The sequence below is a fragment of the Pseudomonas sp. NFIX28 genome, from assembly GCF_900107395.1.
Taxonomy (GTDB): Bacteria; Pseudomonadota; Gammaproteobacteria; order Pseudomonadales; family Pseudomonadaceae; genus Aquipseudomonas.
Window position 1 is genome coordinate 76,879 of record NZ_FNPW01000014.1, and the last position, 25,617, is coordinate 102,495.

A 25,617-nucleotide genomic window follows, 5' to 3' on the forward strand; every position below is an offset into this window, starting at 1 on the left:
AACGGCGCCGCCTTGTAGCAAGGGGCGCCGTCTTTCTTGTAACAACAGCCTCAGGGCTTGTTGTTCTGTGCCTTGAGCAGGTCGCGGATCTCGCCCAGCAGCTCTTCTTCCTTGGTTGGAACCGGCGGCAGGGTTGGCGCCACGGCTTCTTCGCGCTTCAGGCGGTTGATCGCCTTCACGCCCATGAAAATGGCAAAAGCAACGATGATGAAGTCGATCAGGCTCTGGATGAATTTGCCGTAGGCCAGCACCACGGCTGGCGTCTCGCCGACACCCTCCTTGAGCGTGATCGCCAGGTCACTGAAGTCCACCCCACCGATCAGCAAGCCAATTGGCGGCATCACCACATCGCCGACAAACGACGAAACGATCTTGCCGAAAGCGGCGCCGATGATAATACCGACGGCCATGTCGACCACATTACCTTTGACCGCGAAGGCCTTGAACTCACTTAGCACGCCCATAGGTTATTCCTTGTTACAGATGAGGTTGGTGAACGCAGTGTAATTCAGCGAAAGGCATCTTGCTGAAGCAACTGCCTATTGCGTTCGCAGTTATCGACCGGGTTAACGGCAAATAGTTTACAAAGTGCCATCAATCGCGCGCGAAATACCTGTGCCGGTTCTTTCATACCAGAATATTTTCTCAATCGGACTGTTGCGACCTTTCTATTTAGAGTTCGACTCATTGGTCACTAGCCTCTGACAGGCGCACCTGGATGCGTTTGATTAAAACCAGAGGAATAAAACATGACCATGATCATTGGCCTTGGGACTCTTTCCCAGCGACGCGTATTGGGCGCACTCGCCGCCAGTATGCTTTCTCTTTCCGTACAGGCCGCTACATTGACCCGCGATAACGGGGCAGCGGTGGGCGATAACCAGAACTCGCAGACCGCGGGTGCTACCGGGCCGGTCTTGCTGCAGGACGTGCAGTTGATCCAGAAGCTCCAGCGTTTCGATCGCGAGCGCATTCCAGAGCGGGTGGTGCATGCCCGCGGCACCGGTGCCCATGGCTCTTTCACCGTGACCGACAGCCTGAGCGACCTGACCAAGGCCAAGGTTTTCGCCGCCGGCCAGGTGACCCCGGTATTTGTGCGTTTTTCCGCGGTAGTGCACGGCAATCATTCGCCGGAAACCCTGCGTGACCCACGCGGTTTCGCCACCAAGTTCTATACCGCCGAGGGTAATTGGGACTTGGTCGGCAACAACTTCCCGACTTTCTTTATTCGGGATGCGATCAAGTTCCCGGACATGGTTCATGCATTCAAGCCCGATCCACGTACCAACCTGGACGATGATTCGCGTCGCTTCGATTTCTTCTCCCATGTTCCAGAAGCGACCCGGACCCTGACCGAGCTGTATTCCAATTCCGGCACTCCGGCCAGTTACCGGGAAATGGACGGTAATGGCGTGCACGCCTACAAGTTGGTCAATGCCAAGGGCGAAGTGCACTACGTGAAGTTTCATTGGAAAAGTTTGCAGGGCATCAACAACCTCGACCCTAAACAAGTGGTCCAGGTGCAGGGCCGTGATTACAGCCATATGACCCATGACCTGGTAACGCATATCAACAAGGGCGACTTCCCGAAATGGGACCTGTATGTCCAGGTGCTGAAGCCGGAAGACTTGGCCAAGTTCGATTTCGACCCGCTGGATGCCACCAAGATCTGGCCGGGCGTGCCTGAGCGCAAAGTCGGGCAGATGGTGCTCAACCGCAACCCGGCCAACGTGTTCCAGGAAACCGAGCAGGTAGCCATGGCCCCGGCCAACCTGGTGCCGGGCATCGAGCCATCGGAAGACCGCCTGCTGCAAGGCCGGGTGTTCTCCTATGCCGATACCCAGCTCTATCGCCTGGGCGCCAACGTCCTGCAATTGCCGATCAACGCACCGAAAGTCGCGGTGAACAATGGCAACCAGGACGGCGCGATGAACATCGGCAGCACCAGCACCGGGGTGAACTACCAGCCGAGCCGACTGATGCCGCGCGAAGAACCGCAAGGCGCGCGCTACAGCCAACTGGCGCTGAGTGGCAGCACCCAGCAGGCGAAGATCCAGCGCGAGCAGAACTTCAAGCAGGCCGGCGATCTGTATCGCTCGTTCAGCCAGAAGGAGCGCCAGGACCTGATCGAGAGTTTTGGCGGTTCGCTGGCGACCACCGATGACGAAAGCAAGCACATCATCCTGTCGTTCCTCTACAAGGCCGACCCCGAGTACGGCACCGGCGTGACCAAGGTGGCCAAGGGCGACCTGGCTCGCGTCAAGGCGCTGGCCGCCAAGCTGTCGGATTGATCCAACCCGCGTCACGCCCCGGCGTGACGCATCTTCTTTATGTAGGCGCGAGGCTTGCCCGCGAACGGCCGCAAAGCGGCCCCAACACCGATGACCGCGTTCTAGCTGACGAACGTCGGGCCGAAGTCATCGCGGGCAAGCCTCGCTCCTACACAGAATCTTTGAGACAAGGGAGTCGCACCATGCGCCTGTTCATTTCGCTGCTGCTGGCCGCCTGCTCGCTGGGCGCTTATGCAAAACAACCGGCCCCCGCGGACCCGGTGGCGGTCAAGGTCCAGCTTGAGAATTACTACTTCGATGCGGCCCGTCGCGGCGACCTCGAGATACTCAACACCTTTATCGAGGCCGGTTATTCCCTCGATACCCAGGACGAGAAGGGCTACACCGCCCTGATCCTTGCGGCGTATCACGGCCAGGGGCTGGCGGTGGAGCGTTTGCTGGCCGCCGGTGCCGACGCCTGCGTGCAGGATAAAAGAGGCAACACGGCGCTGATGGGCGCCATTTTCAAGGGTGAAGTGAGCATCGCCCGACGCCTGCTGGCCACCGATTGCAACCCCGACCAGCGCAACGGTGCCGGCCAGACCGCGGCGATGTATGCCGGGCTGTTCCGGCGGGTGGAATTGCTCGACGCCCTGGCGACCAAGGGCGCCGACCTCAATGCCGAGGACTCGCTGGGTAACAGCGCCACGCGTCTGGCCGAGGGTGAAATCCGCATGGCGGCGCCGCGCTGATCCGCTCCAGCTGAGCTATCATCGCGGTTTTTGCCCGGGGGATCAGATGGCCAAGGCCAAGCGCATGTACGGCTGCACCGAGTGCGGCGCAACCTTTCCCAAATGGGCCGGCCAGTGCGGCGAATGCGGGGCCTGGAACACCCTGACCGAAACCATGGTGGAAAGCGGCGGCGCCGCGGCCCCCAGCGGTCGTACCGGCTGGGCCGGGCAGCAGGCGCAGATCAAGACCCTGGCCGAAGTCAGCGTCGAAGAGATCCCGCGTTTTTCCACGGCCTCCGGCGAACTGGACCGGGTACTGGGCGGCGGCCTGGTCGACGGTTCGGTGGTGCTGATCGGCGGCGACCCGGGCATCGGCAAGTCGACCATTCTGTTGCAAACCTTGTGCAACATCGCCACGCGCATGCCGGCGCTCTATGTCACCGGCGAAGAATCGCAGCAACAGGTGGCGATGCGCGCCCGGCGCCTGGGCCTGCCCCAGGACCAACTGCGGGTGATGACCGAAACCTGTATCGAAACCATCATCGCCACGGCCCGGGTGGAGAAACCCAAGGTCATGGTGATCGACTCGATCCAGACCATTTTCACCGAGCAACTGCAATCGGCCCCAGGCGGGGTTTCCCAGGTGCGCGAAAGCGCGGCGCTGCTGGTGCGCTACGCCAAGCAGAGCGGCACGGCGATCTTCCTGGTCGGCCACGTGACCAAGGAGGGCGCGCTGGCCGGGCCACGGGTCCTGGAGCACATGGTCGATACCGTGCTGTATTTCGAGGGTGAGTCCGACGGCCGCCTGCGTTTGTTGCGGGCGGTGAAGAACCGCTTCGGCGCGGTCAACGAGCTGGGCGTGTTCGGCATGACCGATCGCGGCCTGAAGGAAGTGTCCAACCCTTCGGCGATTTTCCTCACGCGTGCCCAGGAAGAAGTCCCAGGCAGTGTGGTCATGGCCACCTGGGAAGGCACTCGGCCGATGCTGGTGGAAGTCCAGGCGCTGGTGGATGACAGCCACCTGGCCAACCCGCGCCGGGTCACCCTGGGCCTGGACCAGAACCGCCTGGCGATGCTATTGGCGGTGCTGCATCGCCACGGCGGCATTCCGACCCACGATCAGGACGTGTTCCTCAACGTGGTCGGCGGGGTCAAGGTACTGGAAACCGCGTCCGACCTGGCGTTGATGGCGGCGGTGATGTCCAGCCTGCGCAACCGGCCCTTGCCTCACGACTTGCTGGTGTTCGGCGAAGTCGGCCTGTCCGGCGAAGTGCGCCCGGTGCCGAGCGGCCAGGAGCGCCTCAAGGAAGCGGCCAAGCACGGCTTCAAACGGGCCATCGTGCCCAAGGGCAATGCTCCGAAGGAGGCGCCGCAGGGCCTGCGGATCATTGCGGTAACCCGTCTGGAACAGGCGCTGGATGCGCTGTTCGAATGATCCCTTACTGAAAGGAAGCAGTTGATGCGGAAGACAGGAGCGGGCCTCGGAGCCCTTGGTTTTACGCTGTTATGGGCCGGCGGCCTGGCTGCTGCCAGCCAGGAGGATGCGCCGCACGGCTACCGGATCGCCCAGGAGCTGCTGGTTGGCGACGGCACGGTGCTCGAGGTGCTGGAAGACCGGCGCATCACCGCGCAGTTGCACGCGCAGAGTTGGGGCAGCGGCCTGGACGAAGAAACCTTCGACGAATCGACGGACAGCGAGCACCAGCCGCAGCTGGAAGCCCGGGTTCGGCTGGTGTCGGATTTCGGTGAGGTGCTTGCCGAGCAGGCCCTGGGCTATCCGCTGGCGAAGGTGGAAAAGGCTCCGCTCAGCGGCCTGCCATACCCGGCGTTTTTCCTCACCGTCGATCAGACGGCGCCGCTGGGCACCTACAGCGGCCCGGCCACGCAGATCCTGCTGCCCACGCAAAGCCGGCTGGAGCCGGTCCGGTATCGGGCCGAAGACGGCAAGCAGCATCCGTTGGTGATGGCCCAGACCGGCAAGGCGGCCTGGCAGATTCTTCCATCGGCGTCGGGCGCCACCGAGTCGATTGCCCAGGTGTCGTCGGCGCCTGCCAGCGAGGGTGACGATTTTGTCATCACCTACCGTATCTATCGCTGGGTGGACGGGCAATGGATCGCCAGCAGTCGGCAACAGCCCGGCTATTGGGACATGGAAAGCGAATTCCCCGCGCCCTCGGCATTCCCTTGAACGGCTGGCGGGAAGGGGCGGGCGCTCAGGTCTCGAGCAGCGCCCCCAGCTCGCGCTCCAATTGCTGCGGATCGGCGAGGTTCAGTTCGATCAGCCGGCGCAGGTGCTCGATCGATTCCAGGTCGATGTGCAGGCAGACGAAGCCCAACTGGCCGTGATCGTCATGGGCCAGTTGCACGTCCATGCGCACCTGGACGTCATCGCTCAAATGAATATCGGCCTCGAACGGCTGGCTTTCCTCCCCCCGCCAGGGTTCGGGGCGCTGGATCAGCATGCCCTTGAGCGAGAGGTCGAGCAGTTGCACGGACCAGCGATAAGGGCCCTGGCTCAACTCGGTACGGGCATCGAAGGCGATGCGTTGGAAACGGCGGCGATCGCTATGGTGTTCGCTCATGGGCAGCCCCTCTGCATGGTGCAATGACTATAGTCCAGGCCCCGGCGCGCTCCACCGCGACTACAGCCAGCGACGCACCTTGCGGCAATAGTCGCGGTAGTTGTCGCCGAACAGCGCCAGCAGATGAGCCTCGTCCGGACGGATCACCGTCCGGTTCATCAAGTAAAGCAGCAGCGGCAACAACAGCCACGGCCAGAGGCTGCCGAGCAACAGGGCAATGGCGCAGTAACCCAGGGTGTCGCCGAGATTGATGGGGTTGCGCGAGATCGCAAACGGGCCGTCGCACAGCAGGCGCCGGGGCTCGCCGGCATTGCTGGTGGTGGTGTGCTGTTGCCTGAGCCGCCACATCGCCCAGAACGACAGGCTCTGGCCGCCGATGATCAATAGCACGGCCAGGGTGCGCAGCCAGGCGTTGACCGGGAGCGGCAGGGGCAGGCTATCGGCGAGCAACAGCGCCGCCACCAGGAACAACTGATACAGCAGCGGCGGTGACAGCGGCGGTCTATCGTGCGGCGCGGCCATGGGCGCTCCAGGCAACGAGTCGTTAAAGGTGCGACCGCTGTTTTGCCCAGCAGGTTCAGTGCCTCCAGGAACCGTTGCACCGGGGCGGTGCACACCTGAGTCAATTCTCAAAAGACGGCTCTAGACCAACGTGGGGGTGGTCTTTGAGGCCAGTAGCGCTAAACTCCCGGTGGCTGTCTTTCTTGTCCACCCTGGCTGGAATAAAAAAATGAAAAATAATAATAGCCCGCTACGCCACTTACCCTGGCTGGTGCTGGCAATCGTAGGAGCGTGCGCCCTGGGCGTAGTGGCATTGCGCCGCGGCGAGGCGATCAACGCCTTGTGGATCGTGGTCGCTGCCGTGGCCATCTATCTTGTCGCATACCGCTACTACAGCCTGTTCATCGCTAACAACGTGATGCAGCTCGATGCGCGCCGGGCCACCCCCGCCGTGCTCAACAACGACGGTCTGGACTACGTTCCGACCAACAAGCACATTCTCTTCGGTCACCACTTCGCGGCCATTGCCGGCGCGGGGCCTCTAGTAGGACCGGTGCTGGCGGCGCAAATGGGCTACCTGCCCGGCACGCTGTGGCTGATCGCCGGGGTGGTGCTGGCGGGCGCGGTGCAGGACTTCATGGTCCTGTTCATGTCCACCCGGCGCAACGGCCGTTCCCTGGGCGACATGGTCCGTGAGGAAATGGGCCGCATCCCGGGGACCATCGCCCTGTTCGGCTGCTTCCTGATCATGATCATCATCCTCGCGGTGCTGGCGCTGATCGTGGTCAAGGCCCTGGCCGAGAGCCCGTGGGGCATCTTCACGGTGATGGCGACCATCCCGATCGCGATGTTCATGGGCATCTACATGCGCTACATCCGCCCGGGCCGCATCGGTGAAATCTCCATTGTCGGCGTGCTCCTGCTGCTGGGTTCGATCTGGCTGGGGGGCCAGATTGCCGCGGATCCTGTGTGGTCCAAGGCCTTCACCTTCACCGGCGTACAGATCACCTGGATGCTGATCGGCTACGGTTTCGTCGCCGCGGTGCTGCCGGTATGGCTGATCCTGGCGCCTCGCGACTACCTGTCGACCTTCCTCAAGATCGGTACCATCGTCGCCCTGGCGATCGGCATCCTGATCACCATGCCCGAGCTGAAAATGCCGGCGCTGACCCAGTTCACCGACGGCACCGGCCCGGTCTGGAAAGGCGGCCTGTTCCCGTTCCTGTTCATCACCATCGCCTGTGGCGCGGTGTCCGGCTTCCACGCGCTGATCTCTTCCGGGACCACGCCGAAGCTGCTGGATAACGAAACCAACGCCCGTTACATCGGTTACGGCGGCATGCTGATGGAGTCCTTCGTGGCCATCATGGCGATGGTTGCCGCTTCGGTGATCGAGCCAGGCGTGTACTTCGCCATGAACAGCCCGGCGGCCATCGTCGGCGGCGACGTGGTGACTGTGGCGCAGACCGTCAGCAACTGGGGTTTCGCCATTACCCCGGATCAACTGCAGGCAGTGGCCAAGGACATCGGTGAAACCACCATCCTGGCCCGTGCCGGCGGTGCGCCGACCCTGGCGGTCGGTATCGCGCAGATCCTGCACACGGTGCTGCCGGGCGAGAACACCATGGCGTTCTGGTACCACTTCGCAATCCTGTTCGAGGCGCTGTTCATCCTGACCGCGGTGGACGCCGGTACCCGTGCCGGCCGTTTCATGCTGCAGGACCTGCTGGGTTCCTTCGTGCCAGCCCTGAAGCGCACCGAGTCCTGGACCGCCAACCTGATTGCTACCGCCGGCTGCGTGGCCCTCTGGGGTTACCTGCTGTATCAGGGCGTGATCGATCCACTGGGCGGCATCAACACCTTGTGGCCGCTGTTCGGCATCTCCAACCAGATGCTGGCGGGTATCGCGCTGATGCTCGGCACTGTCGTGCTGATCAAGATGAAGCGCCAACGCTACATCTGGGTGACCCTGCTGCCAGCCACCTGGCTGCTGATCTGCACCACCACAGCGGGCCTCATCAAGCTGTTCGACGCCAACCCGGCCGTCGGTTTCCTGGCCCTGGCCAAGAAGTACAGCGATGCCCTGGCCAATGGTCAGATCCTGGCTCCGGCCAAGGACATCACGCAGATGCAGCACGTGATCTTCAACGCCTACACCAACGCCACGCTGACGGTGCTGTTCCTGGTGGTGGTCTTCAGCATCCTGTTCTATGCACTCAAGGTGGGTATTTCTGCCTGGGGTAAAAAAGAGCGCACGGATAAAGAATCGCCATTCCATGCACTGCCGGATGCTTGATCGAGGATTGCAATCGTGTTCAATGACCTGAGTCGCCTCGGTAAATACCTCGGTCAGGCCGCGCGCCTGATGGTCGGCATGCCCGACTACGACAATTATGTCGAGCATATGCAGACCAAGCACCCGGACAAGCCGGTGATGTCGTACGAGGCGTTCTTCCGGGAACGCCAGGAAGCGCGGTACGGCGGCAAAGCCGGGCCGAAATGCTGTTGACGCACGACCATTGAGCGACACCCCACTGTAGGAGCCCGGCTTGCCGGCGGTAGCGATCTTCAGGACGCCATCGCCGCCAAGCCCGGCTCCTACAGTCTTTTCTGCCCATGGGAGATTCCGTTTTGTTAGCCCCAATCCCCGTCACCGTTCTCAGCGGCTTCCTCGGCGCCGGCAAGACCACCTTGCTGCGCCATCTGCTCAAGGCCGAGCACGGCCTGAAAATCGCTGTGATCGAAAACGAATTCAGCGACGCCGGTATCGACAGCCAATTGCTGGGCGACGAGCCGGTACAAGTGATGACGCTGTCCAATGGCTGCGTCTGTTGCACCATCCACACCGACCTGACCAAGGCGCTGTTCTTGCTGCTCGAACGCCTGGACAGCGGCGAAATCGCCTTCGACCGGCTGGTGATCGAATGCACCGGGCTGGCCGACCCCGCGCCGGTGGCGCAAACCTTCTTTATCGATGAAGAGCTGCGCGAGCGTTACATCCTCGACGGCATCATCACCCTGGTGGATGCCAAACACGCCGAGCACCACCTGACCCAGACCATCGCCCAGGCCCAGATCGGCTTCGCCGACCGGCTGCTGGTGAGCAAGCGCGACCTGGTGGACGAGCCGGCTTTCAACGCCTTGAGCGAGCGCCTGACGCGCATCAATCGCCGTGCGCCGATCCGCGTGGTCGAGCACGGCCGCATCGACCTGGCCGAGCTGCTGGATGTGCGAGGGTTCAACCTGAATGCCGACCTGGGCGGCGGAATCAGCTTGCGGCCGGTGAGCAAGGCGCCTTCCATCGATCGTATTTCCAGCCTGGTGCTGCGCACCGACGCGCCGCTGGATATCGACCGGCTCAGCGAGTTCATGAACGAGCTGCTGGAAGAACACGGCAAGCAATTGCTGCGTTACAAGGGCGTGCTGAATATTGCCGGCGAGCCGCGGCGCCTGGTGTTCCAGGGCGTGCTCAAGCTGTACGGTTTCGACTGGGACAGCGAATGGGCCGAAGGCGAGACGCGGGAAAGTGTGATTGTGTTCATTGCCGACGATCTGCCGGAAGAGAAGATCCGCGCGGGGTTTGCCCGCATGGCCGGGGCGTGAATCAGTTAGCGCCGGTGTGCGGTGTTCGCGAGCGCGTTCGCGCCTCCAGGGAAAAGTAGCAGCCTGCGGGCGCGAGCTTGCTCGCGAGAGCTCAGCGCATCATTTCGCCCCCGCGCTGGCCTTGAGCAACCGTTCTTCCAGGTGATCCAGGTGACTGGTCATCAATGCGACGGCGCTCTTGACGTCAGCGTCTTCGATGGCATCGACAATCGCCGCGTGTTCCTGCCAGGCGCAATGGCTGCAGGCACGGGTTTCATGATGGGCAATCGCCAGTGACGTCAGCGGCACCAGGCTGCCGAGGAAATGCGCCAGTGGCGCGTTGCCGGCCACCTCGGCCAATTGCAGGTGGAACTCGCCGGACAGGCGGATCGCCGGGCCACGCAGGCCACGGTCGATGCAATCGCGTTCTGCGGCGATCAACTCCCGTAGGCGCTTCAGGTTACGCGGTGCCGGTTGCTGGCAGGCGAGCCTGACCAGGGTGATTTCCGTCAGGCGTCGGGCATGCAGGATCTGCCGTGTTTGCTCGTGGTCCGGCGCCGCCACCTGGGGCCGATGGTTGGGCCGCAAGATAATCACCTGCTGGTGCGACAAGCGTGCCAGGACCTGGCGAATGATGCTGCGGCTGACCCCGAACACTTCGCCGAGGCTGTCCTCGGTGAAACGGCTGGCGGGGGCGATGCGTTGTTCGAGGATGGCATCGAAAATCTGCGGATAGACGTCGTCGACCAGCAGTTTTTTCTCGCCGCTGCGGCGCCGTGGCAGGGCAGCGGGGAGGGGGAATGCAAGTTTGTTCAAGGCGTAGCTGGCCATGGCCTGTCTCCAGTCCGGTTACCGATACGAAAATGTTGGTGCGGCTTAGTTGCCCAGATGGTCGTCCGGGATGTTCAGCTCGATGCCCATGCGCTGGCCTTCCTTGAGGATGTGCCGGCGCATTTCGGCACTGGCCAGCGCGCTGTTCTTGTTGCGGATGGCGCGGACCACCGCTTCGTTTTCTTCCAGGCGTTCGGCCAGGTGCTCCGGCGAGTTGCGCAGGATCTCCGCGCTCTGCTTGAGGGCGTTGCTGGTCTGCTGCACCACGTTCTGGAAGATCGGGTTGGAGGTCAGGGTGAACAGCTCTTCGTGGAAGGCGATGTAGGCGTTCATTCCGGCTTCGCTGTCATTGGCGTCCAGGGCTTCGCGCATGTCCATCAGGGTCAGCCGCAGCTGGCCCACTTCCTTGCTGCTGATGGACTGCGCCACCAGGCCGACGATAAACGGCTCGAGGGTGTAGCGCAGTTGCAGCACGTCCTCGAGGCTGGCCCCCGCCACACCGCTGTCGCTGGCCGGTTGCTCGTTGAGGCTGGCTTCAAGCACCACTACGCCCTTGCCGGGCATGGAGCGCACCAGGCCGAGGGTTTCCAGGACCGTCACCGCTTCGCGCAGGCTTGGGCGGCTGATGCCCAACTGCTCGGCCAATTCACGTTGCCCCGGCAGCATGTCGCCGGAGCGCCATTGGCCACGGGCCAAGGCCGCCCGCAGCTTTTCTACCACTGAATTTACAACCGTTGACGAGGTGATCACTGTTCACTCCCTGGAATATGGCGAATGAGGCTCATGGCAGGCGCTGATTGTTGTGCCTGCCGGCAACAGGCACAAGGCATGGCTCAGAACTCCTGCTGCTGCGCACCGGGCAGCGGTTTGCGCGGTTGGAAACCATAGCCCTGCTGGCCGCTCAGGACTTTGTTGGCCCGTTGAATGTCGATGTCTTTTTCCCAGCGGGCGATGGCCACGGTGGCGACGCAGTTGCCGATCAGGTTGGTCAGCGCCCGGCCGATGCCCATGAACCAGTCCACCGCCAGCACCAGCACCAGGCCCACCACCGGGATGGCGGGAATCGCGGTCAGGGTCGCGGCCAGGATTACCAGCGCCGAACCGGGTATCCCGTGGGCGCCTTTGGAGGTGATCAGCGAGACCAGCAGAATGGTCAGCAGGTCGGACGTCGACAGCGGTGTGCCGGTGGCATTGGCGATGAAGACGATGGCCAGGGTCAGGTAGATCGAAAAACCGTCGAGGTTGAACGAATAGCCCGTGGGAATGACCAGGCCGACCGTGGAGCTGCCGATGCCCAAGTGTTCCAGTTTGCGCATGATTTGTGGCAGTACGGCGTCGGAGGAGGCGGTGCCGAGGACGATCAGCAACTCTTCGCGCAGGTATTTGAGGAAAGGCAGCATGCGCAGGCCGGAACAGCGCATGACCACCCCGAGGATGATGGACACGAAGGCAAAGCAGGTCAGGTAGAACAAACCCACCAGGCTGCCCAGGTGCTGCAGCGACTCCAGGCCATATTTACTGGTGGTGAAGGCGATGGCGCCGAACACGCCGATCGGCGCCAGGCGCACGATCATGCCCATGATGCGGAAAATGATGTGGCTGAGCTCGTTGATCAGCCGCGAGATGCCGGAAGCGGCTTCGCCCACCAGGTTCAGCGCGCTGCCGAACAACACGGAGAACAGCAGCACCTGCAGGATGTTGTTTTCGGCGAAGGCGCCGAGGACCGAGTTGGGGATCAGCCCCATCAGGAACTCGGAAGTGCCGTGCATGTGCTGGCTGCGCTGGGCGATGTCGCCCATGTCGGCGGTGGACAGCTGCTCCAGATGGATATTGGCGCCGCTGCCGATGCCGGTGGTGAACGCGAAGACCAGGCCGATCACCAGGGCGATGGTGGTCAGGATTTCGAAGTAGATGACCGATTTGAGCCCGATGCGTCCGACCTTCTTCAGGTCGCCGGCGCCGGAGATGCCACTGACCACCACACAGAAGACGATCAGGCCGATCAGCATCTTGATCAGCTTGATAAAGGCATCGCCCAGTGGCTTGAGTTGCGAGGAGTATTCGGGGAGTGTCAGTCCGCACACGATGCCGAGCATCAGTCCGAGGACTACCTGGAGGAAAATCGAACGCGAGCACCATCTGAGCATGAGGAGGAATCCTGGTCGGTGTCCCGGCTGCCGTGCGCGGAGCGCATCAGATTCGGGACTTAATTATTGTGGTCTTACCGGTATGTCCAGTGCAGGCGCAGTCTATGCCCGATATTCCTACAAATACAAGGGTTGATCCGAAAATTGGCATGACCGGTCTGACCAGTGGTGCTGGTCCTGTAGCCGCTGCCGCAGGCTGCGATAAGTCCGAAGGACTTCCTGCGATCTTCAGAGTGTCGCGGCCGTGCCGGCCGATCGCAGCCTGCGGCAGCGGCTACAGGTCCCGGGCCAGACAATTCACGGGCAAAAAAAAGCCCGGCGCGAAGGCCGGGCTTTTCATGCAGCGTTCTGCTTATCAGGCGCCGTATACCGGCAGCTTCTTGCAGATGGCTTTGACTTTCTCACGAACGGCGTCGATCACCGCTTCGTTGTTCAGGTCGGCCAGGATGTCGCAGATCCAGCCAGCCAGTTCCTTGCACTCGGCTTCCTTGAAACCGCGAGTGGTCACGGCCGGAGTACCGAAGCGCAGGCCGGAAGTGACGAACGGGGAGCGTGGGTCGTTTGGCACGGAGTTCTTGTTCACGGTGATGAACGCTTTGCCCAGGGCGGCATCGGCGTCTTTACCGGAGATTTCCTGCTTGATCAGCGACAGCAGGAACAGGTGGTTCTGAGTACCGCCGGAAACCACGTCGAAACCGCGCTCGATGAACACGCCGGCCATGGCCTGGGCGTTCTTCACCACTTGTTGCTGGTAGGCCTTGAACTCAGGCTGCAGCGCTTCCTTGAAGCAGATGGCCTTGGCGGCGATCACGTGCTCCAGCGGGCCGCCCTGGGCACCCGGGAATACCGCGGAGTTCAGCTTCTTCTCGATGTCGGCGTTGGCGCGAGCCAGGATCAGGCCGCCACGTGGACCGCGCAGGGTCTTGTGGGTGGTGGTGGTCACGACGTCGGCGAAAGGCACCGGGTTCGGGTAGACGCCAGCGGCGACCAGTCCCGCAACGTGAGCCATATCAACAAAGAGATAGGCACCGACCTTGTCGGCGATTTCGCGGAAGCGTGGGAAGTCCAGGACCTGCGAGTAGGCAGAGAAACCGGCCACGATCATCTTCGGCTTGTGCTCGACCGCCAGGCGCTCGACTTCGTCGTAGTCGATCAGGCCGTTGGCATCGATGCCGTACTGGACGGCGTTGTACAGCTTGCCGGAGGAGGAAACGCTGGCGCCGTGGGTCAGGTGACCGCCATGGGCCAGGCTCATGCCCAGGATGGTGTCGCCAGCCGACAGCAGCGCCAGGTAGACGGCGGCGTTGGCTTGCGAGCCGGCGTGCGGCTGAACGTTGGCGTAGTCGGCGCCGAACAGCTCCTTGGCTCGGTCGATGGCCAGTTGCTCAACCACGTCGACGTATTCGCAGCCGCCGTAGTAACGCTTGCCTGGGTAACCTTCGGCGTATTTGTTGGTCAGCACCGAGCCTTGAGCTTCCATCACCGCAGGGCTGGTGTAGTTTTCCGAAGCGATCAGCTCAATGTGCTCTTCCTGGCGCTGAGCTTCTTGCTCCATGGCGGCAAAGAGATCGGCGTCGTACTTGGCAATAGTCAAATCACGGCTGAACATGGCGGTCCTCAAGGATCGGGGCAGAAAAGGGGGGCATTCTAACCCAACGGCTTTTAGATGGCATATGAAAGGACATCATGTCGCAGACAAGTGGTGTTCATGAGCTGCCCAGGCTGAGTCCTGTAGCCGCTGCCGTAGGCTGCGATCGACCACACAGTGGTCGTGCTCTTGAGGCCACTGAAGGCCTTCGGCCTTATCGCAGCCTGCGGCAGCGGCTACAGGGAGGCGAGGTTGATCAATCGAACATGAACAGCGCGTCGTTGCTGAACTGCCCTTCGAAGCTGTTGGCCGGCATCGGCCGGCCGAACAGGTAGCCCTGGACTTCGTCGCAGCCGTGCTCGCGCAGGAAGTCCAGCTGTTCGTGGGTTTCCACGCCCTCGGCGATCACCGCCAGGTTCAGGCTGTGGGCCATGGCGATAATGGCGCGGGCGATCTGCGCGTCCTGTTCGCCAGAGGGCAGGCCGTCGACGAAGGTGCGGTCGATCTTCAAGACATCGATGGGGAATTGCTTGAGGTAGTTCAGCGATGAATAGCCGGTGCCGAAGTCGTCGACCGCGATGCTCAGGCCGAGGTTCTTCAGCCCGTCGAGGATCTGCATCGCTTCGCTGACTTCGCGCATCAGGATGCTCTCGGTCAGTTCCAGCTCCAGGCAGGCCGGCGGCAGGCCGGTGTCCTTGAGGATGTTGGCGATCCGCATGCCCAGTTGGCCATCGGAGAACTGGCGGGCCGAGATGTTCACCGAGACCTTCGGCACGCGGACCTTGGCCTGGTGCCAGGCCTTGAGCTGGCGGCAGGCTTCGCTGATCACCCAGTCGCCGACATCCACCACCAGCCCCAATTCTTCGAGCACCGGGATGAAATCCCCCGGCGGTACCAGCCCGCGCCGCGGATGGCGCCAGCGCAGCAGCGCCTCGGCGCCGGTCAGGCGCTTGCCGTCGCCGCTGAATTGCGGCTGGTAGTAAAGGATGAATTCCTGCTGTTCCAGGGCATGGCGCAGGTCGCTTTCCAGCTCCAGGCGTTCCAGGGCGCTGGCGTTCATGTCGGCCTGGTAGAACTGGAAATTGTTCTTGCCGCGCTCCTTGGCGTGATACATCGCGGTGTCGGCGTTTTTCATCAGCTGGCTCAGCTCGTTGCCGTCCTGCGGGCTGAGAGCGATGCCGATACTGGCAGTGACGAAGAACTCGCGGCCTTCGAGCACGAACGGCTTCACCAGGCTGGCGAGAATCTGCTCGGCAACGTGAATCGCCCGGTTCAGGGCGATCTCGCGGCTGGCTCGCGGTTGCAGGAGCAGGGTGAACTCATCGCCGCCCATGCGCGCCACGGTGTCGTCATCGTCGACGCAATCGAGCAGGCGAGTGGCCATTTCCTTGAGCATGCGATCGCCCGCGGCATGGCCCAGGGAGTCGTTGATCGGCTTGAAGCGGTCCAGGTCGAGGAACATCAGCACCACCCAGGATTTCTGCCGCTCCGCCGATTGCAGGGCGGTGTGCAGGCGGTCCTGGAACAGCGTGCGGTTGGGCAGGTGGGTCAGGGCGTCGTAGTAGGCCAGGCGGTGGATGCGTTGCTCGCTGGCCTTGCGCTCGCTGATGTCGGTGAAGAAGCACACGTAGCTGGCCAGGTCGCCTTCGTCATCGAGTACCGCGGTGATGCCGACCCAGGCCGGATAGTGCTCGCCGTTGCGCCGCTTGAGCCAGACCTCGCCTTCCCAGGTGCTGTGCTGGTGCAGCTGCTTGAGCACATAGCGCAGGTGGGCCTCCTGCTGTTCGTCGACGGTGAGCATGTTCGGCAACTGGTCGAGCACCTGGGACACCGCGTACCCGCTGACCCGGCTGAATGCTTCGTTGGCCTGGACGATGTAGCCCGCCGGGTCGGTGATCAGGATCGCCGAGGTCGAATGCTCGAATACCGTGGCCGCCATGCGCAGGTCTTTTTCCGCGCGACGCTGCTGGCTGATATCGCGTCCGACCCCGAGCACGCCTTCGAAGGCGCCGTGTTCGTCCCACACCAGCACCAGCCGCAATTCGATGGGGATCTTGCGTCCGTCGGCCCGCAGGCAGTCGAACAGGAACAACTGGGTTTGCACCTGATTACGCAGGCGCGCCAGTTGCTCGGGCTTGTCCAGGGCCTTGCTGACCCGCTCCATCAGGGCGTAGATGCCGGTCAGCTGTTGCGGATTGGCGATGGTCGATTGCCAGCCGTTCTGGAAGATCCATTCCACGTCATAACCCAGCACCGACTGCACCGAGGGGCTGACATAGTTGAGCGCCATCTGGCTGTTGGTGGAGAAAATCACGTCGCTGATACTTTCGGCGAGCATGCGATAGCGCCGTTCGCTGTCGCGCAGCGATTCGCTGGCCTCGATCTGGTCGGTGATGTCCTTGGCCACGCCGATGATGCGCGTGACCTGGTCGTACTTGTCGCGCGCCAGGGCTTGTTCGCGAATGTCGAAGCAGCGCCACTGGCCGCTGCGGTGGCGAAAGCGCAAATGGCACTGCAGCAACTGCAGGTAGCCGGCATGCCGTTGTTCCTGGCGCAGGCGGTGATAAAGGTCGGCGTCTTCCGGGTGCAGGAGGATTTCCCAGAAGTACTCGCCCATCTGGTGCAGTTCGGTCTTGTTGTAGCCCAGGGTCTGGCCCAGGTGATGGTTGCTGAAGATCATCCGCTGGCTGATGACGTCCTGCACATACAGGTGGTCCGGTACGGTGCGCACCACGTCTGACCAGAAACCCTCGCGCTCCAGCAGCGACAGTTCGATGAGCTTGCGGCTGGTGATGTCGCTGATGCTGAGAATCACCGCCCGATAGTCGGCCGGGTCTTCCGGCAGGCGCAGCACCAGCCACAGGTGCTGGTCGTGGCCCTGGGCGTCGCTGAGGCGGATCTCCAGCTCCAGCTGTTTATGCTGGTTGACCACGGTCTCCAGCAGCTGGTTGCCGATGGCGCTGCTGTTGAGCGGGCTGCCGTCGATCAACAGTTTCCAGGCCTGTTCGCAGGACTCGACATTGAGCAGCCGCAGGGCTACCTGATTGACCTCGGTGATGCGCAGTTCTTCAAGCAGCAGCTGGCGCTGTTGTGGGTTGTGCTCCAGCCAGGTCTTGAGCTGTTCGCTGTCGTGCAGTTGCGCCTTGTCGAGAAACGCCGGCAGCCCGGAGATGTCCAGCACACAGAGGGCGACCCCGGTTCCTTCGAAAATATCCTGGTAGCGGCGACGCCCTTCGTGCAGCTGCCGTTGGCGCCGCCGCATGTTCAGCAGGGCAATCACCGGCAACAGGGAGAACGCCAGCCCGAGCAGGCATTTGGCGATGAACGCTGGCAACAATCGCTCGATCAGCGCGCTGTCGTCGAACAGGCCGCGCAATTGCCAGTCGCTGTTGCCCAAGGGGGCGACCAGCACGCTGTTGGCTATGTCGTCGCTGGTCACCGGGGTGTCGCTGCCATCGTCGCGGCTGAGGGCTTTCTGGTTCAGGCGGTTTTCAATGACCCAGGTCGGATGAAAACCCTGGTCGGGGCCGAGCTCCAGGGACTGCACGAAGGTCGGTGCCAGGCGCAGCACCCAGTAACTCTTGAGCGCGCCGCTGGGCTGGTGCAGCAGTTGCACCGGCGTGCCGTCGACGGCATTGCTGTAGTAATAGCGCTGGCCGCGGCTGCGGCTGGTCAGTTCGGCAAGCCAGGCGGTGTCCTGGTTGTCGGCGTCGCTGTCGCTGATGAGCTGGCCCTTGGCATCGAGCAGCGCGATGCCTTGCAGGTCGGGCAGGGAGCGCTGGAGCTTTTTCAGCAGCTGTTGCTGCTGTTCGGCATTCTGTGGCGGTTCGACGATCGGCAGCAGGTTGAGGGCGATCTGCGCATTGAGCGCCAGGTTGAGGCTGATGTGTTCGGCCAGGTCGGCGTTGTAGTCGATCGCGTGTTGGCGCTGGTCTTTACGGGTCTGTTGCAGTTGGTCGAGCAGTTGCCAGAACAGCAGGGCGAGCAGCAGCAGGACCAACGTCGCCAGCACGCCTTTCAGGGTGCCGCGCAGGGGCGAGCCGGACGCAGGCGCAGAGGCGCGCAGGGAAGAGGGCGGAGTGGCATTGGACAAACTGTGATCCTGCGGTTTGGCTGGACTGGCGCGACGTGCACTATAAGCCGGACGCCCGAAGGGCGGCTAGCATGCCTTGAGTTGTGGCAAAGTGCCAGCCCTGGCTGGCTGGACCTTGCCCGGCCATTGAGGTAGCTTTGCCGGTTACGCGGGAGCGCTCCAGCTCCAGACAATCAGGCTTTTTCGGTACGCAGGCATTGATCGCTATCAAATGCCGGCGCCGCGCATGGCCTGGCCCGGGCTTCGCCCGCTCTCTATTCATCAGTCACTGACGCTAGGTTCATCATGGCTCAATACGTCTTCACCATGCATCGGCTGGGAAAAGTTGTTCCGCCGAAGCGGGAAATCCTGAAAAACATTTCTCTGTCGTTTTTCCCGGGCGCCAAGATCGGCGTGCTGGGCCTCAACGGTTCGGGTAAGTCCACCCTGCTGAAAATCATGGCGGGCGTCGACACCGAGTTCGAGGGCGAAGCCCGTCCGATGCCCGAGCTGAACATCGGCTACCTGCCGCAGGAACCTCAGCTGGACCCGGCCAAGACCGTGCGTGAAGTGGTCGAGGAAGCGGTCAGCGTGATCAAGGACGCCCAGGCGCGCCTGGACGAGGTCTACGCGGCCTACGCCGACCCGGATGCCGATTTCGACAAGCTGGCCGCCGAACAGGCCAAGCTCGAAGCGATCCTGCAGGCCAGCGATGGCCACAACCTGGAGCGCCAGCTGGAAGTTGCCGCCGATGCGCTGCGCCTGCCGGCCTGGGATGCCAAGGTCGAACACCTGTCCGGTGGTGAAAAGCGTCGCGTGGCCCTGTGCCGCCTGCTGCTGTCCGCCCCGGACATGCTGCTGCTCGACGAACCGACCAACCACCTGGACGCCGATTCCGTAGCCTGGCTGGAGCACTTCCTCCATGACTTCCCGGGTACCGTGGTTGCGATCACGCACGACCGTTACTTCCTGGACAACGTCGCCGGCTGGATTCTCGAACTCGACCGCGGCGCCGGTATTCCTTACGAGGGCAACTATTCGGGCTGGCTGGAAGCCAAGTCCGATCGTCTGGCCCAGGAATCCAAGCAGCAATCGGCCCATGAAAAGGCCATGAAGGAAGAACTGGAGTGGGTGCGCAAAGGCGCCAAGGCTCGTCAGTCGAAATCCAAGGCTCGCCTGGCCCGCTTCGAAGAAATGCAATCGCAGGAATTCCAGAAGCGCAGCGAAACCAACGAGATCTACATCCCGGCCGGCCCGCGCCTGGGCGACAAGGTCATCGAGTTCAAGAACGTCACCAAGGGCTACGGCGATCGCGTGCTGATCGACAACCTGTCGTTCTCCATGCCAAAAGGCGCCATCGTTGGTGTGATCGGCGGTAACGGTGCGGGTAAATCCACCCTGTTCCGCATGCTGATGGGCAAGGAAACACCGGATTCGGGCACCATCGAAGTTGGCGAAACCGTACAGCTGGCGTGCGTCGACCAGAGCCGCGAAGACCTGGACGGCAGCAAGACCGTGTTCCAGCAGATCTCCGACGGTTCCGACCAGATCCGCATCGGCAACTACGAGATCCCGTCGCGTACCTACGTCGGTCGTTTCAACTTCAAGGGCGGCGACCAGCAGAAGTTCGTCAAGGATCTGTCCGGTGGTGAGCGTGGCCGCCTGCACCTGGCCCTGACCTTGAAAGAGGGCGGCAACGTCCTGCTGCTCGACGAACCGTCCAACGACCTCGACGTCGAAACCCTGCGTTCCCTGGAAGAAGCCCTGCTGGACTTCCCGGGCGCCGCCATTGTGATCTCCCACGACCGGTGGTTCCTTGACCGTGTCGCGACCCACATCCTGGCGTACGAAGACGACTCGCAAGCGGTGTTCTTCGAAGGCAACTACACCGAGTACGAAGCCGACCGCAAGAAGCGCCTCGGCGACGCGGCAGCCCAGCCGCACCGTGTACGCCACAAGAAACTGGCCTGATCCGGGTCGCTAGCTTGTAGAAAAACGGAGCCTTCGGGCTCCGTTTTTTTTGCGCCATTTCCAGCCTGGCCAACATGGGGCGTTGGCCGTAGGACTTATCCCTTGAATGGTGCGTGAAATACCTGAAAAGGCCGCTGATTTATATCCAGTGCACCATTTAAATTCATGGATGCGACATTTTGCGCTGTCACGGTGCTGTTCGAGTTGCTAAAGTCCCGGGCAAATCTGCGTTAACGACAATAAATTTGCCGAGACTTTTCCATGATCGAATCCGTCGAAGACTTCCTCGCCCGCCTGAAAAAACGCGACCCGGACCAGCCTGAATTCCACCAGGCGGTGGAAGAGGTGCTGCGCAGCCTGTGGCCGTTCCTGGAGGCCAATCCGCATTACCTGACCTCGGGCATTCTCGAGCGCATCTGCGAGCCGGAGCGGGCGGTGGTGTTTCGTGTGTCGTGGGTCGACGATCAGGGCAAGGTGCAGGTCAACCGCGGGTTCCGCATCCAGATGAACAGCGCCATCGGCCCGTACAAGGGCGGTTTGCGCTTCCACCCATCGGTCAATCTGGGCGTGCTGAAATTCCTCGCCTTCGAGCAGACGTTCAAGAATTCCCTGACCTCGCTGCCCATGGGCGGTGGCAAGGGCGGTTCGGACTTCGATCCGAAGGGCAAGAGCGACGCGGAAGTAATGCGCTTCTGCCAGGCCTTCATGAGCGAGCTGTACCGCCATATCGGTGCGGACGTGGACGTGCCTGCCGGGGATATCGGCGTCGGCGCCCGGGAAATCGGCTTCCTGTTCGGCCAGTACAAGCGCCTGAGCAACCAGTTCACTTCGGTGCTGACCGGCAAGGGCATGAGTTATGGCGGCAGCCTGATCCGCCCGGAGGCCACCGGCTTCGGTTGCGTGTATTTCGCCGAGGAAATGCTCAAGCGCCGCAACGACCGCGTGGAAGGCAAGCGCGTGGCGATTTCCGGCTCCGGCAACGTGGCGCAATACGCGGCGCGCAAAGTCATGGACCTGGGTGGCAAGGTGATTTCCCTGTCGGACTCCGAAGGCACGCTCTACTGCGAGGCCGGGCTGACCGAGGAGCAATGGCTGGCGGTGCTGGAGTTGAAGAACGTCAAGCGCGGGCGCATCAGTGAGCTGGCGGCGCAGTTCAACCTCGAATTCCTCGCCGGACAGCACCCCTGGGCGTTGCCTTGCGATATCGCGCTGCCGTGCGCCACCCAGAACGAGCTGGACGCCGAGTCCGCCCGCACATTGCTGCGCAATGGCTGCAGTTGCGTGGCTGAGGGGGCGAACATGCCGACCACCCTGGAGGCTGTGGATATCTTTATCGAGGCGGGCATCCTCTTCGCCCCGGGCAAGGCGTCGAACGCCGGTGGCGTGGCGGTCAGCGGGCTGGAGATGTCGCAGAACGCCATGCGCCTGCTGTGGAGTGCCGGCGAGGTGGACAGCAAGCTGCACGGCATCATGCAGTCGATCCACCATGCCTGCGTGCATTACGGCGAAGAGAACGGCCGGATCAACTACGTTAAAGGCGCGAACATTGCCGGCTTCGTCAAGGTTGCCGATGCCATGCTGGCCCAGGGCGTGGTCTAGGCCGGGTCGATGCGGATGACCTCGATCACCTGATCGCCAGCGGGGCGCTGCCATAGCACTTCATCGCCGAGCTGGGTGCCCAGCAGCGCCCGGCCCAGCGGCGAGCCCCAGTTGATCAGGCCCTTGGCGACATTGGCCTGGTCCTCTCCGACCAATTGCACGCACTGTTCGGTGCCGTGTTCATCGGCGAAAGTGACCCGGCTGCCAATCTGCACCTTCGAGCGCGATGTCGCCTGGGGAACCACCTGGGCGCTTTGCAGGCGCTGGTTGAAATAGCGCAAGTCGCGCTCGATATCGGCCAGCAACTGCGGGTCGGCCTGATCGCCCAGCGCCGCTTGTTCGCTGTGGCGGGTTTGCAGGTGCGTGACCCTGGCCTGCAGCTCGCTCAGGCCCTGTGGGGTAACGTAGTTGGGCTGCGCACTGATCTGCCGTTCCACGGGTGGGTCGGCCTGGGCGCCAGCCTGGTCTTCATTGACGAAGGCGCGGCTCATGGTGGTTCTTCCATTATGGAGTTTGGGCCATGGTCGCAGCCTTTTGGGTTCGGGCCATGTCTGAAAGCGACTTATTGCGAGCGATAGGCTCGCGCGGCATCGCGGTCTTTTTCTTCTTCCCAGGCGCGTTCGCGTTCGTCCCAGTGACGCTCCCGGTAGTCATTGCGTTCCTGGTTTTCCAGCATGGCCTGGCACTGGCGAAAACCGTCGCCCCAGCCTTCGGCGTATTGCGGGTCCTTGAGGTAGCGCGGCACGTCCTTGCGAAATTCGCCGCTGATCGCCCCGGCAGCCTGGCGTCCGCTGACGCAGCCATCATCGAAGCCTTCGGCGAAGGCCGGTGGATAACCCTGTTTCAGCAAATGCTCGTGGGTCGTCTCGCAACCGGCGATCGATGCGAGCAATGCCGCTACTACCGCATACCGCCACATCTTGGTTCCCACGCCGTTCAACGGCTCATAAGGGAAGTCTAGAAGGGGATTCGTCAGTGGTGGGGAAAGCCTGGCGAGAAAGCTGTAGTCGCTGCCGCCGGTCGCTCTGTTGAAGGCTTTCAGGCCTTTTCCCAGCGCGCGGCAGCGGCTACAGGGGCGGAGTCAGTAGTGATACCACTTGAGTTCGAGCATGACCTCGTTCTCCGCCGTGGCCAGGTGGCTGAATTCGCGCTGGGCGCTCAGGCGCAGGCCCAGGTTGCGCGACAGCTCCCATTGCTGGTTGAGGCTCAGGCTGCGGCGTACCTCGCCGTTGGTGAAATAGTCGCCCTTGGCTTCGACGCTGAAGTTGCCCAGCGGGTTTTTCCACAGCAGGCCGGTGTTGAAGCCGGCCGCCGGGGTGATGAAGCCGGCGAAGTCGGCATTGTGCTCGACGCGCATGGTGCCCAGGGCGAAGCCGAGCATGTTTTCGGCAAGTTGCCAGGTGGCGCCACCGCCGCCGTTGACATGGCTGACCAGGGTTTCATCGTCGTGTTTGCCCGGCACCCGCTCCAGGCCCCCGGTGACCTGCCATGACCAGGGTTGCAGCAGGTCGTTGCGTGGGGTCAGCGAACGAATGGTCGCCAGGTCCAGTTGTTGCAGCTGCCAGTTATTGCCTTCGTACTGGCGCAGCTTCATCTGCAGGATTTCGATCTGTGCGCCCAGGGGGAAGCCTTCGGCGTTGTCGTTGAGGTCGTGATAGGCCATGCGCAGCCCGTATTCGCCAAAGGCCTGGTCGCCGCGAGTGCCCACGCCGACCTGCCAGGTGCGCGACTCATGGCCGTCTTCGGGCAGGCCTGGGCGCTCGATGGACAGCTCGGGCGGCGGGTTGCGGTTGATCGCCCGCAACAGCTCGAAGCTGCGCTGCGCCCGTTGCGGATCGCGCTCCTGGCCGTTGGCCCGGTAGCGTTCGAGGCGATAAGCCGCATCGATGACCAGCGCCTGGCGCTCCCGTGGCAAGGCCTTGAAGGCCGGGTCCTGCAACTGTTTCTGGTCGGCGCTGACCTTCAGCACCCATTGCTGTTCGTCGTTGCTCAGCGGTTTGGCGCGCTCGAGCAGCTCACGTTCGCGAGACGGGCGATATTCGATTTTCTCCACCAGCCCGGCGTCCTTGACCGCCTTGACGGTGTCGGTAGGAATCGCCGTCAACGGGAATTGCCCGGTCAGGCGCAGGCTCGGACGGGCGACTTGCAACAGCTCCAGCAAGCGGTAGGAACAGTTCTCGTCAAAGAAGAAATAGTCGAATTTGATCTGTTTCAATTCCCAGACGTGCTCGACCATGCGTTCGGTCTCGGCCTGGGTCAGGTTCAGCCGGTATTCCCACAGGTCGCGGTTTTCCAGGCTGCGGTACTCCGAGAGTTTTTCCTGGTAGGGCACCAGCGCGAACAGGCCGGGGTAGCCGCCCATCAGGCCTTTCCAGGCATAGAGGATGCTGTTGTCCGAGCCTTCGATGTAGGCGCCGAAATTGATCGCATAGCTGAGCAGGGCGGTGTGGTTGCTTTGCACGTCGGCCTGGTCGATGCGCAGCAGGGTATGGCCGAACATCGACGACGGGCTGTTCAGGTAGGCCGCCGGAAAAATCATCACCGTGCTGTGGGGCGAGACGTCCTTGAACCACTGGTTGAATTCATTGCAGTCCACCGTCGGCAGATCGCTCAGGTTCAGTTGCGCCTTGAGCCAGCGGGTGCGGGCGGGGTACACGCATTGGGCATGCTGGTTGCCGCTGCTGGCGGGGGCGTAGATCGCCTCCAGGGTGGCCTTGAGCTCGGCGTCGGGGTGTTCGGCGCCGTCGCTGGCAAGGAAAAACTTCGAATCGCTGACGTAACTGCGCCAGCCCCCAAGCTTCGCGCTTTCGTAATGGCCAAGGGAAATCCAGAAGGGATCGGTGGCCAGTTGCTGCAAACGTGAAGGGTCGATATGTGGCGCGGCGGACAGCGGGGCGCAGACACAGAGCGCCAGGGAGGCAAGGCGTTTGAGCATGGTGGGCAACTTGAGTCGGAAAAAACAAAGACCCGGGAGGGATCATGTCCGAAAAACAAAAGCCCGCTCTTCGGGAAGAGCGGGCGGGTCGAGATTAAGCCGGGGTGGCGTATTTGGCCAGGCGTGCATCGTTTTTCAGCACGGCCAGAGTGTTGCTGTGCACATCTTCCGCGGTCACGTCGGCTTTGCTGAAAATCTGCTGGAAATGTTCGTGGGTGACGGCAGCGAAGTGCGCGCGATCTTCAGGCGCGACGCCCAGAACCACGGCGTAGGTGGTCAGCGCTTCGCCTTCACCTTTGGCCATGTCTTCGGAGAGCTCGTTCATCATGCCATTCATGGCAAACCAGGATTTGCCGCCGTAAGTCAGCGCACTGTTGGTCGAGCAACCGTTGGTGCCGGAAGTCATACCGAAGGTCGCGTTACCGGAGGTGCCGTTGGTGGTGGAGGCCAGGAAGTGAGCCGGAGTGCCGCGCTGCCCTTCGAACAGCATGTTGCCCCACCCACAATCCGGACCGCCTGGCGCTTGGGCCATTGCATTGATGGAAACAGCGGTGAAGAGAGTACCGAGAAGAATCCGTTTCATAGCTTTGTTCTCTTAGTGTGCAAACCAATGGACAAGGGTTCTGGCCCATGTCGGCGCCAGGGGGCCGGTTATTAGTCCAGCCGCGCAGGTTGGAGTTTAGGCAGATTCCAAGGGTTCCGTGCTTTTTTGCAAAACATTCCTTGAAATAGACGGTTTTTGTGCTGTCTGCACAACGCCTGGAATCTGTCGCTGCTTTCGCTTTCTCGCGCCTTGCCAGCCGGTGGA

21 protein-coding genes are annotated in these 25,617 nt (G+C 62.3%); 9 read left to right on the forward strand and 12 right to left on the reverse strand.

Annotation, left to right across the window (positions count from 1 at the left end):
• Positions 1-50: 50 nt before the first annotated feature.
• On the reverse strand, positions 51-464 hold the full coding sequence (gene mscL / locus BLV20_RS23675) for a large-conductance mechanosensitive channel protein MscL (protein WP_092304869.1): 414 nt from the start codon (positions 462-464) through the stop codon (positions 51-53).
• Positions 465-749: 285 nt separating this feature from the next.
• Here mscL and katB point away from each other — a divergent pair, with 285 nt between their 5' ends.
• The 4 genes from katB (at position 750) to BLV20_RS23695 (ending at position 5,189) form a co-directional block, all read left to right on the forward strand.
• Positions 750-2,291, forward strand: coding sequence for a catalase KatB (katB, locus tag BLV20_RS23680; protein WP_092304870.1), 1,542 nt, complete (start codon positions 750-752; stop codon positions 2,289-2,291).
• A 182-nt stretch (positions 2,292-2,473) separates the two neighbouring features.
• Entirely contained in the window at positions 2,474-3,022 is a 549-nt protein-coding gene (locus tag BLV20_RS23685; protein WP_092304871.1) for an ankyrin repeat domain-containing protein, read from the forward strand.
• A 46-nt stretch (positions 3,023-3,068) separates the two neighbouring features.
• Positions 3,069-4,436, forward strand: a complete 1,368-nt coding sequence (gene radA, locus BLV20_RS23690) for a DNA repair protein RadA (RefSeq protein WP_092304872.1) — start codon at positions 3,069-3,071, stop codon at positions 4,434-4,436.
• Positions 4,437-4,460: 24 nt separating this feature from the next.
• The gene (locus BLV20_RS23695) at positions 4,461-5,189 is read left to right on the forward strand and encodes a hypothetical protein (RefSeq protein WP_092304873.1); all 729 of its coding nucleotides are present in this window, start codon (positions 4,461-4,463) and stop codon (positions 5,187-5,189) included.
• A 25-nt stretch (positions 5,190-5,214) separates the two neighbouring features.
• On the opposite strand, the gene BLV20_RS23700 is transcribed toward BLV20_RS23695, so the two are convergent.
• Positions 5,215-5,583 (reverse strand): PilZ domain-containing protein, encoded by a 369-nt coding sequence (locus tag BLV20_RS23700; RefSeq protein ID WP_092304874.1) that lies wholly within the window; start codon positions 5,581-5,583, stop codon positions 5,215-5,217.
• 60 nt (positions 5,584-5,643) lie between these two features.
• Positions 5,644-6,105, reverse strand: a complete 462-nt coding sequence (locus BLV20_RS23705; RefSeq protein WP_092304875.1) for a methyltransferase family protein — start codon at positions 6,103-6,105, stop codon at positions 5,644-5,646.
• Positions 6,106-6,313: 208 nt separating this feature from the next.
• Here BLV20_RS23705 and BLV20_RS23710 point away from each other — a divergent pair, with 208 nt between their 5' ends.
• The 3 genes from BLV20_RS23710 (at position 6,314) to yjiA (ending at position 9,687) form a co-directional block, all read left to right on the forward strand.
• Positions 6,314-8,380: a carbon starvation CstA family protein gene (locus tag BLV20_RS23710; RefSeq protein ID WP_092304876.1), complete on the forward strand. Its 2,067-nt coding sequence runs from the start codon at positions 6,314-6,316 to the stop codon at positions 8,378-8,380.
• Positions 8,381-8,395: 15 nt separating this feature from the next.
• Positions 8,396-8,593, forward strand: a complete 198-nt coding sequence (locus BLV20_RS23715) for a YbdD/YjiX family protein (RefSeq protein WP_007930039.1) — start codon at positions 8,396-8,398, stop codon at positions 8,591-8,593.
• A gap of 107 nt (positions 8,594-8,700) precedes the next feature.
• The gene (gene yjiA / locus BLV20_RS23720) at positions 8,701-9,687 is read left to right on the forward strand and encodes a GTPase (protein WP_175540252.1); all 987 of its coding nucleotides are present in this window, start codon (positions 8,701-8,703) and stop codon (positions 9,685-9,687) included.
• A gap of 99 nt (positions 9,688-9,786) precedes the next feature.
• Here the strand turns inward: yjiA and BLV20_RS23725 are convergent, their stop codons facing one another.
• The 5 genes from BLV20_RS23725 to BLV20_RS23745 form a co-directional block, all read right to left on the reverse strand.
• Positions 9,787-10,497, reverse strand: a complete 711-nt coding sequence (locus tag BLV20_RS23725; RefSeq protein WP_092304878.1) for a GntR family transcriptional regulator — start codon at positions 10,495-10,497, stop codon at positions 9,787-9,789.
• A 45-nt stretch (positions 10,498-10,542) separates the two neighbouring features.
• Positions 10,543-11,247 (reverse strand): FadR/GntR family transcriptional regulator, encoded by a 705-nt coding sequence (locus BLV20_RS23730; RefSeq protein ID WP_053281003.1) that lies wholly within the window; start codon positions 11,245-11,247, stop codon positions 10,543-10,545.
• Positions 11,248-11,330: 83 nt separating this feature from the next.
• On the reverse strand, positions 11,331-12,644 hold the full coding sequence (locus tag BLV20_RS23735) for a C4-dicarboxylate transporter DctA (RefSeq protein WP_092304879.1): 1,314 nt from the start codon (positions 12,642-12,644) through the stop codon (positions 11,331-11,333).
• Between the two features lie 355 nt (positions 12,645-12,999).
• Positions 13,000-14,253: a serine hydroxymethyltransferase gene (gene glyA / locus BLV20_RS23740; RefSeq protein ID WP_092304880.1), complete on the reverse strand. Its 1,254-nt coding sequence runs from the start codon at positions 14,251-14,253 to the stop codon at positions 13,000-13,002.
• 235 nt (positions 14,254-14,488) lie between these two features.
• Entirely contained in the window at positions 14,489-18,325 is a 3,837-nt protein-coding gene (locus BLV20_RS23745; RefSeq protein WP_092304881.1) for a sensor domain-containing protein, read from the reverse strand.
• 285 nt (positions 18,326-18,610) lie between these two features.
• Between BLV20_RS23745 and ettA the strand changes: the two genes are divergently transcribed.
• Both ettA and gdhA read left to right on the forward strand, forming a co-directional pair.
• Positions 18,611-20,275, forward strand: coding sequence for an energy-dependent translational throttle protein EttA (gene ettA / locus BLV20_RS23750; protein ID WP_038575602.1), 1,665 nt, complete (start codon positions 18,611-18,613; stop codon positions 20,273-20,275).
• Between the two features lie 261 nt (positions 20,276-20,536).
• Entirely contained in the window at positions 20,537-21,874 is a 1,338-nt protein-coding gene (gene gdhA, locus BLV20_RS23755; protein WP_092304882.1) for an NADP-specific glutamate dehydrogenase, read from the forward strand.
• On the opposite strand, the gene BLV20_RS23760 is transcribed toward gdhA, so the two are convergent.
• The 4 genes from BLV20_RS23760 to BLV20_RS23775 all read right to left on the reverse strand — a co-directional run bounded on the left by BLV20_RS23760 (position 21,871) and on the right by BLV20_RS23775 (position 25,392).
• On the reverse strand, positions 21,871-22,365 hold the full coding sequence (locus BLV20_RS23760) for a GreA/GreB family elongation factor (RefSeq protein WP_092304883.1): 495 nt from the start codon (positions 22,363-22,365) through the stop codon (positions 21,871-21,873). The two genes, gdhA and BLV20_RS23760, sit on opposite strands and share 4 nt — an antisense overlap.
• Positions 22,366-22,436: 71 nt before the next feature.
• Positions 22,437-22,793: a hypothetical protein gene (locus BLV20_RS23765; RefSeq protein ID WP_092304884.1), complete on the reverse strand. Its 357-nt coding sequence runs from the start codon at positions 22,791-22,793 to the stop codon at positions 22,437-22,439.
• Between the two features lie 162 nt (positions 22,794-22,955).
• The gene (locus BLV20_RS23770; protein ID WP_092304885.1) at positions 22,956-24,809 is read right to left on the reverse strand and encodes an Lnb N-terminal periplasmic domain-containing protein; all 1,854 of its coding nucleotides are present in this window, start codon (positions 24,807-24,809) and stop codon (positions 22,956-22,958) included.
• Positions 24,810-24,903: 94 nt separating this feature from the next.
• The gene (locus BLV20_RS23775; protein ID WP_092304886.1) at positions 24,904-25,392 is read right to left on the reverse strand and encodes a DUF3015 domain-containing protein; all 489 of its coding nucleotides are present in this window, start codon (positions 25,390-25,392) and stop codon (positions 24,904-24,906) included.
• Positions 25,393-25,617: the final 225 nt, after the last annotated feature.